The organism is Synechococcus sp. YX-04-1, assembly GCF_030546365.1.
Lineage (GTDB): Bacteria > Cyanobacteriota > Cyanobacteriia > PCC-6307 > Cyanobiaceae > Parasynechococcus.
This window is the reverse complement of sequence record NZ_JAUONZ010000003.1, coordinates 235,473-250,627: the sequence shown is the minus strand read 5'-3', so window position 1 is coordinate 250,627 and position 15,155 is coordinate 235,473. Positions and strand designations below refer to the sequence as shown.

At 62.7% G+C, this 15,155-nt stretch carries 15 protein-coding genes, 1 tRNA gene and 1 other RNA gene; 10 read left to right on the top strand and 7 right to left on the bottom strand.

What is annotated here, in order from left to right:
* Positions 1-2: 2 nt before the first annotated feature.
* Genes Q3Y53_RS07485 through Q3Y53_RS07475 form a run of 3 tightly spaced genes read right to left on the bottom strand, consistent with a single transcriptional unit; the run spans position 3 to position 3,037 of the window.
* Complete coding sequence (locus Q3Y53_RS07485; RefSeq protein WP_303534709.1) at positions 3-1,352, bottom strand: FAD-binding oxidoreductase; 1,350 nt, start codon at positions 1,350-1,352, stop codon at positions 3-5.
* Positions 1,353-1,370: 18 nt separating this feature from the next.
* The gene (locus Q3Y53_RS07480) at positions 1,371-2,648 is read right to left on the bottom strand and encodes an amidohydrolase family protein (RefSeq protein WP_303534708.1); all 1,278 of its coding nucleotides are present in this window, start codon (positions 2,646-2,648) and stop codon (positions 1,371-1,373) included.
* Complete coding sequence (locus Q3Y53_RS07475; protein ID WP_226425699.1) at positions 2,648-3,037, bottom strand: DUF4359 domain-containing protein; 390 nt, start codon at positions 3,035-3,037, stop codon at positions 2,648-2,650. Before Q3Y53_RS07475 ends, Q3Y53_RS07480 begins: the two co-directional genes overlap by 1 nt.
* An 84-nt stretch (positions 3,038-3,121) precedes the next feature.
* On the opposite strand from Q3Y53_RS07475, the gene Q3Y53_RS07470 reads away from it, so the two are divergent.
* A tRNA-His gene (locus tag Q3Y53_RS07470) sits at positions 3,122-3,194 on the top strand.
* Between the two features lie 4 nt (positions 3,195-3,198).
* Here the strand turns inward: Q3Y53_RS07470 and Q3Y53_RS07465 are convergent.
* Both Q3Y53_RS07465 and Q3Y53_RS07460 read right to left on the bottom strand, forming a co-directional pair.
* The gene (locus tag Q3Y53_RS07465; protein ID WP_226425628.1) at positions 3,199-4,281 is read right to left on the bottom strand and encodes a DUF1611 domain-containing protein; all 1,083 of its coding nucleotides are present in this window, start codon (positions 4,279-4,281) and stop codon (positions 3,199-3,201) included.
* Positions 4,278-5,369: a dipeptide epimerase gene (locus tag Q3Y53_RS07460; RefSeq protein ID WP_303534816.1), complete on the bottom strand. Its 1,092-nt coding sequence runs from the start codon at positions 5,367-5,369 to the stop codon at positions 4,278-4,280. Before Q3Y53_RS07460 ends, Q3Y53_RS07465 begins: the two co-directional genes overlap by 4 nt.
* A 74-nt stretch (positions 5,370-5,443) precedes the next feature.
* Between Q3Y53_RS07460 and miaB the strand changes: the two genes are divergently transcribed.
* The 5 genes from miaB to ftsZ all read left to right on the top strand — a co-directional run bounded on the left by miaB (position 5,444) and on the right by ftsZ (position 10,436).
* The gene (gene miaB / locus Q3Y53_RS07455; protein ID WP_303534706.1) at positions 5,444-6,838 is read left to right on the top strand and encodes a tRNA (N6-isopentenyl adenosine(37)-C2)-methylthiotransferase MiaB; all 1,395 of its coding nucleotides are present in this window, start codon (positions 5,444-5,446) and stop codon (positions 6,836-6,838) included.
* Positions 6,839-6,889: 51 nt separating this feature from the next.
* On the top strand, positions 6,890-7,942 hold the full coding sequence (locus tag Q3Y53_RS07450; protein ID WP_303534704.1) for a D-alanine--D-alanine ligase family protein: 1,053 nt from the start codon (positions 6,890-6,892) through the stop codon (positions 7,940-7,942).
* 23 nt (positions 7,943-7,965) lie between these two features.
* A complete protein-coding gene (locus Q3Y53_RS07445; RefSeq protein WP_226425635.1) occupies positions 7,966-8,376 on the top strand; it encodes a hypothetical protein in 411 nt (136 codons plus the stop codon).
* Positions 8,364-9,209, top strand: coding sequence for a cell division protein FtsQ/DivIB (locus Q3Y53_RS07440; RefSeq protein WP_226425638.1), 846 nt, complete (start codon positions 8,364-8,366; stop codon positions 9,207-9,209). Before Q3Y53_RS07445 ends, Q3Y53_RS07440 begins: the two co-directional genes overlap by 13 nt.
* Positions 9,210-9,326: 117 nt before the next feature.
* Positions 9,327-10,436: a cell division protein FtsZ gene (gene ftsZ / locus Q3Y53_RS07435; protein ID WP_226425639.1), complete on the top strand. Its 1,110-nt coding sequence runs from the start codon at positions 9,327-9,329 to the stop codon at positions 10,434-10,436.
* Positions 10,437-10,477: 41 nt separating this feature from the next.
* Here ftsZ and ffs read toward each other — a convergent pair.
* Positions 10,478-10,575: signal recognition particle sRNA small type (ffs, locus tag Q3Y53_RS07430), an RNA gene on the bottom strand.
* A 43-nt stretch (positions 10,576-10,618) separates the two neighbouring features.
* Here ffs and panB point away from each other — a divergent pair.
* Positions 10,619-11,434: a 3-methyl-2-oxobutanoate hydroxymethyltransferase gene (panB, locus tag Q3Y53_RS07425; protein ID WP_226425640.1), complete on the top strand. Its 816-nt coding sequence runs from the start codon at positions 10,619-10,621 to the stop codon at positions 11,432-11,434.
* On the opposite strand, the gene hemW is transcribed toward panB, so the two are convergent.
* Positions 11,370-12,551, bottom strand: coding sequence for a radical SAM family heme chaperone HemW (hemW, locus tag Q3Y53_RS07420; RefSeq protein ID WP_303534701.1), 1,182 nt, complete (start codon positions 12,549-12,551; stop codon positions 11,370-11,372). The two genes, panB and hemW, sit on opposite strands and share 65 nt — an antisense overlap.
* Before the next feature lie 39 nt (positions 12,552-12,590).
* Between hemW and Q3Y53_RS07415 the strand changes: the two genes are divergently transcribed.
* Genes Q3Y53_RS07415 through Q3Y53_RS07405 form a run of 3 tightly spaced genes read left to right on the top strand, consistent with a single transcriptional unit; the run spans position 12,591 to position 15,097 of the window.
* Positions 12,591-13,748 (top strand): PIN/TRAM domain-containing protein, encoded by a 1,158-nt coding sequence (locus Q3Y53_RS07415; RefSeq protein ID WP_226425642.1) that lies wholly within the window; start codon positions 12,591-12,593, stop codon positions 13,746-13,748.
* A 24-nt stretch (positions 13,749-13,772) separates the two neighbouring features.
* Positions 13,773-14,441 (top strand): ATP-dependent Clp protease proteolytic subunit, encoded by a 669-nt coding sequence (locus Q3Y53_RS07410; RefSeq protein WP_226425643.1) that lies wholly within the window; start codon positions 13,773-13,775, stop codon positions 14,439-14,441.
* 53 nt (positions 14,442-14,494) lie between these two features.
* A complete protein-coding gene (locus tag Q3Y53_RS07405) occupies positions 14,495-15,097 on the top strand; it encodes an ATP-dependent Clp protease proteolytic subunit (protein ID WP_226425644.1) in 603 nt (200 codons plus the stop codon).
* Positions 15,098-15,155: the final 58 nt, after the last annotated feature.

Below are 15,155 nucleotides of genomic sequence, written 5' to 3'. Positions count from 1 at the left end.
CCTCAGGAGCGCTCCTCCCAACCCCGAAGCTTGCCTGGATTGAGCAGACCGGCAGGATCAAAGCGCTGCTTGGCCGCCACCTGATCGGCATCGATGACGCCAAGGCCGCCGTCTTCCACAGTGATCACGTGGGGGTTGAACAGCACGGCACCCGCGGCCCTGCAGTCGTCCATCAACCGGTTCAGCTGATCTGCTCCCTGCCAACGCACCAACGGCAGAGCAGCCAGGCGGGGACAGCCCTGCTGTCGCACAAGCTCGAGATGCCAGACCAGGGCATCACCCCAGCGCTGCTTCAGTGCCGCCATCGCAGGGGCCTCCGGTTGCGGCAACAGCATCTGCAGGTAGGTCCATCCCGGCTCGGAGGCCCGCACATGCAAGGTGGTGTGATTCCAGCTCAGCTCGCGCAAGCCATTGCCCCCGGAAAGATCCTCAGGGCCGAGATCCCGCAGGCTGGCCCCGGCTGACTGAACCATCCTTTGCAAGCTTTTGAGCCCATCGGGTGCGACGAGCAACAGCAGCCGGTGGGCTGAGACGGCAGGACCACCCCAGCCGGGCATCCGCGACAGCAGCGGCTGTTCCAGCAGGCTCGCCAAATGGAGATCCAAGGCCGAGGCAGCGATCCTCTGCATCAGCTCAATTGCCTGCTCCCAGTGCTCGCAGTCCACACTCACCTGGTGCCAGTTGACCGCTGGAGCTGTGGCCAGGCTGAGGGCCGTGATGATGCCGTTGGTGCCGTAGGCATGGTTCAAGGCCTCGGCATCCATCTCGCCGAGTTGATGGCGCTGGGCATCGGGGCGTAGAGGCACAATCTCCAACCCGAGGAGATGGCCTGGATCCCGCAGAAAGCCCCAGCGCAGCGAACCGATGCCCCCAGATCCCCCTGCAACAAAGCCACCAATAGTGGCGCTGCGCCAGGTGCTGGGCATCAAGCGCAGCTGGCGTCCATGCCGGCGCAACTCCTGATCCAGATCACGCATCACACAGCCCGGTTCCACGGTCACCACCCCAGTGATCGGATCAATCGAACGGATCTGCCGCAGGGCCGTGGTGAGCATCACAACGCCGCCCTGCAGAGGCACACACTGGCCGTAGTTCCCCGTCCCGGAACCACGCAGGGTCAAGGGAATCTGGTGCTCAGCGCAGGCCGAAGCCAGTCGTTCGACGGCGTCCACCGAGCCGGGGCGGACCACCAACTCAGCACGGCAGGCCTCCAGCCGCGGCGTCAGGACAGGGGAGTAATCAAAGGCATCCCGGGAATGGCGCTGAAGCTCCCCCGGTTCCTCCAACAGCTCCAGATCCGGAACAACGCTGAGGGCTTGCCGCAGGGCAATCAAGGCTTCAGCGCGACCCATGACGTGGCGGAACACTGGTCAGTGTCTAGCGCTTGGTGACGACTGCCAGTGGCCGTTCACGAGAATCTGACGCCGGGGAGAACACTGGATCAGATCTGACCATCCCCGGCCCTCCGTGCAGATCAGATCGGCTGGAGCACCGGCCCGCAGCACCCCATCCCACTCCAACTGAAGAATGGCGGGCGGCGCTGTAGTGAAGGGAGCCAGGCCCAGGCGCTGCCAGGGCAACAACTGAGTCAACGGCATCGAAGCAGACAGCAGGGCCAAGGGATCAAAGTCGCCTCCCGGGAACCAAGGATCAGCCACGTTGTCACCCGCAACCGCAACAGGAACACCGCAACGTTGCAACTGACGGATTGGGGCCTGCGGACGCTGAAGTGGTGTGGCGTGATCCGCCCGTGCCAGCAACCAGGCATTGGTGAGAGGCAGGGCAATCACATTGATCTGTGTTGCCGCCATGCGCTCTGCCAACCGCATAAGGCGTGGCGCCGGCAGCAGGGAAAGACTGCTGGCATGGCTGCAGGTGACTGGAACCTGCACTGGTACGCGCCGCAGAGCCTTCAGAAGCTGAACCATGCCCTCCGCCGCACCATGATCCGCTTCATCGATGTGCAGATCTACGCCGCAGCTGTAGCGATCAGCCAAGCGCAACAACGCCTCCAGCTGCTCGGTGACCACAGAAGATCCGCAGGGGGGAGTCACGACACCGCCCAAGCAGCCGCCACTGGCGGCGACGCGACGCGCCAGAACATCAGCTTCAGCTGTCCCCCAGAAGGCCAAAGGCACCAGCGCCACCAGCTGGAGATCGATGCGGCTGCGCCAGCGCTGCTGCAGCGTGAGCAGCGCATCCCAGCTGGGCTCAGCGCCGGGGCCACCACTGTCGACATGGCTGCGGATGGCCCGCAGCCCATTGGCAAACGCCCTTTCCATGGCGCGCTCTCCGCGTTGGAGCACGGAGGCGACGGTTCGGGTGTTGTGCTCCCGCAGATTGGCGTCGAGGGCTCCCGCATAGCTGCCGCTGAGGTTGGGATGCTCCTGCCAGGTGTAGGCCTTGTCCAAATGGACATGGCAGTCGACCAAGCGCGGCAGCACCATCCGAGACGGTGGCACGTGACCGGCGGGCAGGGGCTTGGGCTCCCGCAAGCGCCCCTGATGCCAGTCAAGGCGAACGGGCGTTAGCCCTTGCTTCGCGACATCTGGCAGGGGCGTTGAAGGGGTGAAATCCAGTAGTCCAAGGGGTGCCCAGGCCTCAAGAACACCACTTCCCGGCTGGGCCTCAAGCGACGGGGCGTCCATCACTCCTCAGCACCGTTGCTGGCATCAGTGCTGAGGACCACGAAACGACCTGCCACACCAAGGCTGAGGACTTCAAAGCCGGGCAGGCGCAGACCTGGCAGCAGTTCCTTCCCTTCCATCTGGGTGGAATACAAACTGGCCACCACCAGGTTGCGACGGGTGGTGAACTGCCCCGCCAACGCCGCCAGTGCATCCCGCTGGGAGGCAATCAGTTCAGGGCAATTGCGAATCCAAAGACGCAGCACCATCGGAAGGGTCGGTTCGTCGCACAGTTCCTTGGCGCCCAACCTGACCAGCTGGTCTCCGGCATGGGCTTGATAGTCCTCCATCGACGGGTTGGAGACCACAAGCGACAGCACACCGGCCGCCGCAACCCCCCCCGCCAACATCGCCAGAGCAGGCCGACCTTGCGGACGCGATGAAGGGGACACCAGGCAGGCTGCAGCTCGTGTTGGTAGATTCTCACGGACGCGGCGGGCGTCGCCAAGTGGTTAAGGCAGCGGCTTGTGGCGCCGCTATTCGGGGGTTCGAATCCCCTCGCTCGCCCTTCTCAACAACTCATCAAAGCTCCCAGGAGAGGCTCAGCACCCCAGCGGATGGGGTCGGTACAGGCCAGACCCAGCGTTTGGCTGACGCGCTCCACCTCCTCTCGAGCCTGAGCTTCATCGAGACGTGCGGTGTTGAGGGCGACAGCGGCCACCTTGGCTGGCTGACCTGCCCCATCAGGCCGAGCCCAGCTCGCCAGGGTTTCGGTGGTGGCCACCAAGGCCTCAAGGCTTGGAAGAGGGATCTGAGGCAGTCGATCAATGGTCTGCTGGCCGGCCCGATGCACCAGCAAAAGGGCCGTCGGCTGGGTGCCCCGCAACAGGGGCAGGGTGGCCGTTGAGGCCGGATGGCAGAGCGATCCCTGCCCCTCCACCAGCACAAGGCCACGGTCCGGCAGAGCATCCGCCGCCCGCAGCACCGCCGCCTCCACCGCACCGGCGGCGTAATCGACGCGAACAGCATCCAGAGCGACCCCTTCCCCGCTGATCAGGATTCCCGCCTGTCCTGTCCCTACAAAGCGCGCGGAAATGCCGGTGCGCTGGGCCGCCTCCAGCAAAGAAAGGCATGCACTCATCTTGCCGACAGCCATATCGGTGCCAACGGCCAGAAGGCGCCGACAGGGGAGCGCTGCGGCGCGTGCCTGGCCAACGTTGAGTCCTTCCGGCTCCCGACGCAGATCCCAGATCCAGCGGTCGGGCCAGCGGGCATCCGCGAGCTTCGGATCATCGGCCAGGCGGGTGTGGAGTCCGCTGGCGAGATGGAGGCCTGCGCGCAACGCCGCCAAGACGTCGTGGCGGACAGGATCAGGCAGCCGCCCCCCCGAGGGAGCCAGGCCGACCACCGCGACCTCAGGCTTGTAGGGCAGAGCCGCAGCCAAATCCGCCACCACCGGCACGTCACGCTCGATGCCGGTGACGTGTTGCAGAGACTGGCCCGCATGGTCGGGATCGATCACCGCGACGATCGGTCCGGCACGGTGGCGGAGCATGGCCAGACCAGTCTTGCCGGTGAGGCTGGCCAAACCGCCGTGTTGGAGCAGCACCAAACGCATCTCCCGAAATCCCGGCGGCGCCTGAATCCCGCTCATAAGGCTGCTGTGCCTCCTGCCTGGCGGATCCCCAATCCAGGCATCGCCGAAGGTCGCAAACGATCGTCCTGCAACTCAAGGCCAACAAAGGGGTCATCCACCAAGTTGAGATGGCTGTCGAGATCCGGCCAACGGATCAGAGGCAACATCTGAGCTGCTGCACCGTTCAACAAGGAGCTGTCGGAGTAACACCCCACCATCAGGTCCAACCCCTTCTTCTGCGCCAATTGGGCCATCAGCAGGGCCTGACTGAGCCCCCCGGTCTTCAGAAGCTTGAGATTCACACCATCCACCACCGGAGCCAGACGCAGGAGATCCTCCAGATCCCAGCAACTTTCATCCGCCACCAAGGCCATCGGACAGTGCGGGTGCAGCGCCGCGAATCCGGCTGTGTCCTGCGTCGGATCCGGATCAGGAGCCAGGGGCTGCTCCAGCAGCACCACCTGGTGTGAGGCCAGGGGCTCCAGCATTCGCCTGGTCTGATCCACGGTCCATCCACCGTTGGCATCCACTTGCAGTTCGACCACCACACCCTGCCGCTGGGATCGATCCGTGATGGCTTGGGCCACAGCCTCCAACAGGCTGAGGTCGTGGTCCAACCCGTCTGGGCTGCCCAGCTTGAGCTTCACCCGCGTCGCCGGCAGCTGCGTCCACCAGCGGTCCAGACGATCCAACACGGCATCCACAGGAGCCAGTCCCAGGGTGACGCTTGTGGCCACACCCTCGGCTGGATCCAGTCCCCAGAGCCGCCATAGCGGATGGCCGAGCCGTTGCCCATGCCAGTCCCACAAAGCCAGGTCGATGGCACAACGAGCCGGTGGACTCAGGCCTGCCAGCAGGGGCTCGAACCGTTGCGTACGGTTGGGATCCAGAGCCTCTAGGTGCGGCAACAGCGCCAGCAGTTCCTGTTCCACAGCCTCCAGGGCAAAGGCACGGTGGCCGGTTTCAAATCCACCGGTCTCGCCGCGGCCGACCAGGCCATCACGTTCCAACCTGAGCTCCAATCGCACCACGGCAGCTGTGGTGCCCCGGCTGATCGTCAGGGGCACGGCCTTGGTGAGCGAAAACCGTGTGAGGGCCCAGCCCATCGCCATCCGGCCGTCAATCTCCAAACTGACACAACACCGCTGTGACTCACACTGAGAAGGCTTGAGCCAGAGATTTGGTCGCCTCCGCCCCCCTCGCCACTGACGCCACTGCCAATCCCCAGCGCGGCAGCTACTGGATCACTACGTTCGGCTGCCAGATGAACAAGGCGGATTCCGAACGAATGGCGGGAATCCTGGAGGCCATGGGCTACCAGGAGGCGTCAGCCGAACTGGATGCCGATCTGGTGCTGTACAACACCTGCACCATCCGGGACAACGCCGAGCAGAAGGTTTACAGCTACCTCGGCAGACAAGCCCAGAGAAAACGCAGCAACCCCAATCTCACCCTGGTGGTGGCGGGGTGTGTTGCCCAGCAGGAGGGCGAATCATTGCTGCGGCGCGTTCCGGAGCTGGATCTGGTGATGGGACCGCAGCACGCCAACCGGCTTGAGACCCTGCTGCTGCAGGTGGACAGCGGTCAGCAGGTGGTTGCCACTGAAGACCACCACATCCTTGAAGACATCACCACGGCCCGCCGGGACAGCAGCATCTGCGGCTGGGTGAACGTGATTTACGGCTGCAACGAACGTTGCACCTACTGCGTGGTGCCCTCCGTGCGGGGCAAAGAACAATCACGGCTGCCCCAGGCGATCAAGCTCGAAATGGAGGGTCTTGCCGCCCAGGGCTACAAAGAGATCACCCTGCTCGGCCAGAACATTGATGCCTATGGCCGTGATCTGCCGGGCATCACACCAGAGGGTCGCCGCCAACACACCCTCACCGATCTGCTCCATCACGTCCACGACGTGGAGGGCATTGAACGGATCCGTTTTGCCACCAGCCATCCGCGCTACTTCACCGAGCGGCTGATCGATGCCTGTGCCGACCTGCCCAAGCTCTGTGAACACTTCCACATTCCGTTTCAGAGCGGGGACAACGACGTGTTGCAGGCCATGGCCCGGGGCTACACCGTTGAGCGCTACCGGCGGATCATCGACCGCATCCGTGAGCGCATGCCCGATGCCTCGTTGAGCGCCGATGTGATCGTTGCTTTCCCCGGCGAAACCGATGCGCAGTTCCGCCGCACCCTCAACCTGATCGAAGAGATCGGCTTCGATCAGGTGAACACGGCGGCCTATTCCCCCCGGCCCAATACCCCAGCGGCTGACTGGGACAACCAACTGCCGGAAGAGGTGAAGGTGGAACGCCTGCGCGAAATCAATGCCCTGGTCGAAAGCTGCGCTCGCAGGGCCAATGCCCGCTACGAGGGGCGCACTGAAGAAGTACTAGCGGAGGGCATCAATCCCAAGGACCCATCGCAGCTGATGGGACGAACCCGCACCAATCGCCTGACCTTCTTCAGTGCCACCGGACCGGATGGTGAGGCCTACGAAGCCGGCGATCTCGTGCAGGTGCGCATCGATGCCGTGCGCTCCTTTTCACTCAGCGGCAGCCCCCTGCCCCGCTGAGCACAACGCTGATACCTTTGGCGCTCCCACTGCTCAGGGGTCGCAGCATTCATGCCGTCCAGTCCCATCACGGTCGGGCTCGTTTTTGGAGGCCGCTCTGGAGAGCACGACGTTTCGATCCGTTCTGCGGCGACCGTCGTCCGAGGCCTGCGCAGCGGGCACAACAGAGAGCGCTATACGGTGCAGGCGATCTACATCGACCGTGATGGTCGCTGGTGGGGAACGGAAGTGGCCGAGGCAACCCTGGTCTCCGAAACCGCACCGGAGCTCACTTCACCCCTGCCACCCTCAGGATTCCAAGGGTTCCCGGAGGGATGTGACGCTGTCGACATCTGGTACCCGGTGCTGCATGGTCCCAATGGCGAGGACGGAACGATTCAGGGGTTGTTCCAACTGACCGGCAAACCTTTTGTGGGGGCCGGTGTTCTCGGCTCCGCCGTCAGCATGGACAAGCAGGCGATGAAGTCCGCCTTCACCAGCGCCGGGCTGTCTCAAGTGCCCTATGTGGCTCTTCACGCGTCCGAACTCGAGGACGCCAACAGCCGTTCAGCCCTCTTGAATCGGATTGAGACCGAACTGAACTACCCCTGTTTTGTGAAGCCAGCCAATCTCGGCTCGTCGGTTGGAATCAGCAAGGTACGTTCCCGGCAGGAACTGGAAGAAGGCCTCAACCAGGCAGCAGCACTCGATCCAAGGCTTGTGGTGGAGCAGGGCGTCAACGCCAGAGAAGTGGAATGCGCCGTCCTGGGAGGACGCACGCTCGAAGCGTCGGTGATCGGCGAGGTTCGTTTTGATGCGGACTGGTACGACTACGAGACGAAATACACCGCAGGGCGAAGCAGCACGTTGATTCCAGCACCCCTGCCTGATCAGGTGAGTGACCGCATCCGCGCGCAGGCCTTGCAGGCCTGCGCTGCCGTTGGCGTTAACGGCATGGGGCGGGTGGATTTCTTCTACGACGACGCCAACGATCAGCTTTGGATCAACGAAATCAACACCCTGCCTGGTTTCACAGCCCAGAGCATGTTCCCGATGCTCTGGGCGGCCAGCGGCGTAACACTCGAACAGTTGGTGCACAAACTGATCCAAACAGCAGGAGAATGAGCGCAGCGTCCTTCGCCTGACCCATGAGCCACGGACTGCTCTGGTTTCCATTGCTGCTGGCCTTTGTGCTGCTGGCGTCGCTCGGATGGCTGGAACGGCGGCGCCAAAACCTGTTTCGTGCCTGGGCCGAAGGCTCCGAACTCGCCAAGCTTGACGGTTGTGGCGGTGCCCGCCTGAAAGACGGTGAACTGCAATGGAGCAGCTTCGAAGCGGGCAGTTTTCAAGATCAGGGCTCGTTTGATGTCTGCAGGCTGGAGCTTGTGGAACTGATGTCACTGGCGTCCGGCGAAGCTCCCCTCACCGAGGAATCCCAGGGCCGCTGTCGTCTTCGCCTCATCGGTAAAGATCTGAAGATGGATGTGCCCTTCTCTGATGCCGACCGAGCGCGCAGCTGGGGTGAGCAACTGATGGCACGGGCCCGGTGCGACCTTTGAGCCGGGTCTCGACCAACAACAAATCCTCCCAACAGCCGGTTTCCACTCAGGTCGCCCGGCGCCGGGAATTGCGCCGGCAGCGTCGCCAGACCCTGTTGATTCAACTTTGGCGCTTTGTGGCCTTGCTGCTTGTCAGTGGTGGATTCTCCTGGATCCTGCTGCGCCATGGCTGGACGCTGCGGAGCCCTGAGGCGCTGATCCTGACCGGTGGCACTGCCCTTGAGGCCAATCAGGTCATCGAGGCCGCCAAGCTGCGCTTTCCCCAACCCCTGCTAGAGGTCAGTCCCAGGGCACTTGAACAACAGCTGATCAAGTCCTTGCCGGTGCAAAGCGCTCATGTGCAGCGACGAATGCTGCCTGCTCGCCTCTTGATCAGCCTGAAGCCCGAGATTCCCGTCGCCAAGGCGGTGCGTCAGGGTCCTTTTGGACGGGAACGGGGGCTGCTGAACGCCGAAGGGCAGTGGATCCCCCTGAGCGACGCTTTGCCAGAGCCACTGACGGAGATCGTGGTGCGTGGTTGGAACGACCAACAACGCAGCCAGATCGCTGCACTGCTGCAACAACGGGATCGCTTCGAGGGGAGGCTGAAAGCCATCGTGCTTCACCCCGACGGCAATGTCAGCCTGATCACCACCGCACTGGGCCAGATCGATCTAGGTGGCGAACCAGCCCTTCTGAACGCCCAGATCGAGACGATCGTCCACCTCAACAAGACGTTGCCGAAGCAGCTGCGCCAGGCCCATCAGAGCAGCCTTGATCTCAGCAATCCGGACCGACCAGAACTGCAACTGCCGACGCCACCCGAGCCCAAAAAGGTCAAAACACAACCCTGAATCCAGAGGATTAAAAATCTGGAGACCACAACCTCAGTTCCTGGTTTGTGATCTGTTAAAGCCGAGACCAAGCTTCAGGGACATAATGCATCGCAACCAAACGGTTCTGCCTCGACGATGGAGATGGTGAGCGGCTCAGGGTCTTACACGGCAGCGGGAATCCAGCCCAGCCAATCCGCCCGCATCGAGGTAATCGGCGTTGGCGGCGGTGGAAGTAATGCCGTCAACCGCATGATCCTCAGTGACCTTGAGGGTGTGGGCTATCGCGTTCTCAACACCGATGCACAGGCCCTAATCCAGTCGCAAGCCCAGCAACGCCTGCAGTTGGGGCAGACCCTGACCCGAGGGCTTGGCGCGGGTGGCAATCCGACCATCGGCCAGAAAGCAGCCGAGGAATCCCGTACTGACCTGCACGACGCACTGCAGGGCTCCGATCTTGTGTTCATTGCCGCTGGCATGGGCGGTGGAACCGGTACTGGTGCCGCACCAGTGGTGGCCGAAGTCGCCCGTGAAGTCGGTGCTCTCACCGTCGGCATCGTGACCAAGCCGTTCAGCTTCGAGGGCCGTCGTCGCATGCGTCAGGCCGACGAAGGAATCGCTCGCTTGGCGGAACACGTGGACACCCTCATCGTGATCCCCAACGACCGCCTGCGTGATGCCATCGGCGGAGCTCCCCTTCAGGAAGCCTTCCGCAGTGCGGACGATGTTCTGCGCATGGGCGTCAAAGGCATCAGTGACATCATCACCTGCCCTGGCCTGGTGAACGTTGACTTTGCGGACGTTCGCTCCGTGATGACAGAAGCGGGAACGGCACTGCTGGGCATCGGCATCGGTTCCGGTCGCTCCAGAGCCGTGGAAGCAGCCCAGGCCGCGATCGCCAGCCCACTGCTTGAAACCGAGCGGATCGATGGCGCAAAAGGCTGTGTGATCAACATCAGCGGCGGCAAGGACATGACCCTGGAGGACATGACCACGGCTTCAGAGGTGATCTACGACGTCGTCGACCCCGAAGCAAACATCATCGTGGGAGCTGTGGTGGATGAGGCGCTCGAAGGCGAGATTCACGTCACGGTGATCGCCACAGGATTCGAAAACAAGCAGCCCTACCGCAGCGAGCGCAGCCGCTCCATGCCATCCATGTCAAACCGTGCTGAACCCGAAGAGAACGGCGCGAGAATTCCTGAATTCCTGCGTCGCCGTCAACAACAAGACAACGGCACGGTATGAGAGTCCCGTCAGGCCTTGTGGTCTGACGACTCTTTCGAAGGTGGTGACCCGGAACCCACGCCTGCCCTGAGCATCCCGTGTGGCTGCTCCCTTCCGGTCCTGACCAGATTTGGGCGTCAGAGCCGCATGGGCCCGAATCCATCGAATGCTAGCAATGAGCCCCCGAGGGGTTCTGAAGCTGCATGCGTCCTTCTGATCTGACCCGCTTCAAGCAGAAGGGCCAACCCATCGCCGTGCTCACCGCTTGGGACAGCCTCTCTGCGGCTCTGGCTGAAGCCGCCGGTGCCGATGTGCTGCTGGTCGGTGATTCACTGGCGATGGTGGCGCTGGGCCATGCCACAACCCTGCCGGTGAGCCTGGACCAGATGCTCCATCACACCCAGGCGGTGGCGCGGGGATTGACGAGCATGCCCGCCGATCAGCCCCTGTTGGTCTGCGACCTGCCCTTTCTCAGCTACCAGTGCGGTGAAGACCGCGCCGTGGCGGCTGCAGGACACCTGCTGAAGGAGTCCAGTGCTGCAGCGGTGAAATTGGAGGGAGCGGAACCGGAGGTCGTCGCCGTGATCGACCGACTGGTGCGGATGGGCATTCCTGTGATGGGGCATCTGGGCCTCACCCCCCAGGCCGTGCATCGTTTGGGTTATCGCCGCCAGGCCACGGACGCCATCAGCCAGGAACGCCTGATCGAGCAGGCATGCACCCTCGAGCAGAAGGGCTGCTTCTCCTTGGTGCTGGAACATGTTCCATCGGAGCTGGCGTGCCGGGTGCAGCAGGCCCTAACCATCCCGGTGATCGGCATCGGTGCAGGTGACGGCTGCGACGGCCAGGTGCGCGTCACGGCAGATCTGCTGGGGCTCACCGCCAAACAACCTCCGTTCAGCCCAGCGCTCGTGGATGGCCGCCGCTTGTTCATCGACGCATTGAAGGGTTGGGTCAGCCAGACCCGGAACCACACTCCTCCCACCAAAGAATCACCTCAATCAACACCTGATTGCTGAGGGCCATGCCCTCGGGGTCGGTGAGGCACCAACGCCCTGCTCGCTGCTGCAGCCATCCACGCTCAACGAACGGTTGCCAACGTCGCACCAGGGCCTCGGCATCAAGACCTTGAAGGGTCACTCCTTCCCTGCGCCGCAGACCCACCAGCAATTGATCATCCAGGGGGAGACCAGCCTCGGCGATGGATTCCTCAGGAGGGTGATCCAGCCATGCCGCATAGGCAGCGCGGGTGCGGGGTCGCGCCAAGCGCACCCCCCAGGGTGCTGATGTCGCTCCCATGCCAAATCCCCACCAACCGGCACCACTCCAATACACCCGGTTATGTCGGGAGGCATGCCCCGGACGGGCGTGGTTTGAAATCTCGTAGCGGCTGAGGCCGGCAGCTGCGAGTCGTTGGGTGGTTCGCCCCATCAGCGCAACGGCAAGGTCGTCCTCCGGCAGCTTCAACAGGCCAAGCGAGCGTTGGCGATCAAACACCGTGCCCGGTTCCACCGAAAGGTCGTAGATCGAGAGATGGGGGGCCTGACTGGCAATCGCCTGATCCAACTGCGAATCCCACCCGGAAAGGGTCTGGCCCGGGAGGTTCTGGATGAGATCGAGACTCCAGGATCGAAGCGTGCCATCGCTCAAGGCCTGCACCATCCAGTCGATCGCCGCATGGAGGTCGCTCTGGCGGTGCCGACGCCCCAGCTGTTCGAGCACCGCGTCATCAAAGCTCTGGCCCCCCAGGCTGATGCGATTCACTCCATGGGCCAGTACGGAGGCCAATTGCGCGGAATCAAAGGTGGCCGGATCCATCTCCAGGGTGATTTCCGCACCCGGCTGAAGACCAAATTTGTTTGCCAAGGCATCGAGCAGTGCTCCGATCTGATCAGGGCACAACAGCGATGGCGTTCCCCCACCGATATAGACCGTGGATAGAGGCGGACCGCTTGGGGCAGAGGCGATTTCCCGATGCAGCAGGGTCAGGTACTCACGGATCGAGCGACTGCCAGGCCCCTGATCGGCGCGGGCTTGGTCCCCCAGGGGAACAACGGCGAAATCGCAGTAGTAACAGCGCCGGTGGCAGAAGGGAATGTGGAGGTAGGCGCTGCGGGGCGGGATGGGATAAGGCATGCTTTTGGCATCCGGATCGAGCTGCCACGACCTGAACCCATGGTGGATCCGCTCATCCTGCTTCTGTTTGTCGTTTCCGGTGCAGCTGCCGGGTGGATGGGGATTCATCTGCTGCCCGATGGCCTGGTCAGTGCAACCACCAATGCTGAACAGTTACGTCTCCAGCTCAGCGGAGCTGGCGGTGGCGTTGGCTTGATTGCAGGCCTGGTGTTCAAAAAGCTGCGGGTGCGCCTGATGCAACAGGTGCGCACCATGCCCACCGATCTACTGGTGAGCCGCGCTGTCGGCCTGATCCTGGGGCTGCTGGTAGCCAACCTGCTGCTGCTGCCCGTTCTGCTGCTTCCGTTCTCCGGGGGAATTGTTCTGCTCAAACCCCTTCTCGCGGTGGTGAGCAACGTCTTTTTCGGAATTCTGGGAAGCAACCTGGCGGAAGTTCACGGCCGCACGCTGCTGCGCCTGTTCAATCCCGCCAGCACAGAGGCGCTGCTGGTGGCCGATGGGGTGCTGACCCCCGCCACAGCCAAGATTCTGGACACCAGCGTGATCATCGATGGCCGGATCCGCGGCATGCTCGCCTGCGGCTTGCTGGAAGGGCAGGTGATCGTTGCCGAATCGGTGATCGATGAGATGCAACAGCTGTCGGACTCCACCAACATCGAAAAGAGGGCCAAGGGCCGACGTGGCCTGAAGCTGCTGAAGGATCTGCGGGAAACCTACGGACGGCGGTTGGTGATCAACAGCACCCGTTACGACGGCAAGGGAACCGACGACCGACTGCTGCAGCTGGCGTCTGACACCGGCGGCACGCTGGTGACCGCAGACTTCAACCTGGCGCAGGTGGCCCAGGTCAAAGACCTGAAGGTGATGAATCTGAGTGAGCTGGTGATCGCGTTGCGGCCTGAAGTGCAACCCGGCGATGAGCTCAAACTCAAGATCGTGCGTGAAGGCAAGGAGGACAGCCAGGGTGTCGGCTACCTCGACGACGGAACGATGGTGGTGGTCAACGAGGCGAAATCGCTAATCGGCCAACGCAAACCTGTGGTGGTAACCGGTGCCCTGCAAACCCCAACCGGTCGCATGGTGTTTGCACGGTTGGACGAGAAGGATGCATCAACCGACACCAAGCCTGCAACGAAATCGAAAAGTCAGGGGAAACCGGCCAAAACCAGCAACCGCAAGCCCGCTGACCCCGGCTAGGCTCGCCCCACCGCGATGGTGGAGATGACAACTTCGGCCCCGTACTACGGCGACAGCGCCGTGATGCGCACACCACCTCCTGACCTTCCCTCACTCCTGCTCAAGGAGCGGATCGTTTACCTGGGCTTGCCCCTGTTCTCTGACGACGACGCCAAGCGTCAGATGGGCATCGACGTGACTGAGCTGATCATTGCTCAGCTGCTTTATCTGGAATTCGACAACCCAGAGAAGCCGATTTACTTCTACATCAACTCCACAGGCACGAGCTGGTACTCGGGTGATGCCATCGGCTTCGAGACCGAAGCCTTCGCCATCTGCGACACCCTCCGCTACGTCAAGCCTCCGGTGCACACCATCTGCATCGGCCAGGCCATGGGCACGGCGGCGGTGATCCTTTCAGCAGGAACGAAAGGTCAACGGGCTGCATTGCCTCACTCCTCCATCGTTCTGCACCAACCCCGCAGCGGCGCCCGCGGCCAGGCGACGGACATCCAGATCCGGGCCAAAGAAGTGCTGCACAACAAGCAGGCGATGCTCGAAATCCTTTCCACCAACACAGGTCGTTCAGTGGAAGATCTGAGCAAGGACTCCGACCGGATGAGCTACCTAACCCCTCAACAAGCTGTTGAGTACGGACTCATTGACCGCGTGCTCAGCAGCCGTAAAGACCTGCCTGGCAATCCCCCCGTCTGATCGACGGCATCAGATCCAACCCTCCTGCACTTCTTTCTTCAACGTTCTGAACCATGCCGATCGGTACCCCCAGCGTTCCCTACCGCCTGCCCGGCAGCCAGATGGAGCGCTGGGTCGACATCTACACCCGTCTGGGGGTGGAGCGGATCCTCTTCCTCGGCTCAGAGGTCAATGACAGCATCGCCAACAGCCTGGTGGCCCAGATGCTTTATCTCGACTCAGAAGACAGCAGCAAGCCGATCTACCTGTACATCAACTCCCCCGGTGGCTCCGTCACAGCGGGACTGGCCATCTACGACACCATCCAGTACGTCAAAAGCGAGGTGGTGACCATCTGCGTTGGTCTTGCTGCATCCATGGGTGCCTTTCTCCTCGCCGCTGGCACCAAAGGGAAGCGGGTCGCTCTACCCCACAGCCGGATCATGATTCACCAGCCCCTCGGCGGCACCAGCCGTCGCCAGGCCAGTGACATCGAAATCGAGGCAAGGGAGATCCTGCGGATGAAGGAGATGCTCAACCGCTCCCTGGCCGACATGAGTGGCCAGAGCTTCGAGAAGATCGAGAAGGACACCGACCGGGACTACTTCCTTAGTGCCGAAGAAGCCAAGGAATACGGCCTGATCGACCGCGTCATCTCCCATCCGAACGAGGCTTGAACAGAACGGGGCAGGCCACTGCGTAAGCTCGTCCACTGCAGTGTTCCGCAAGCCCGCC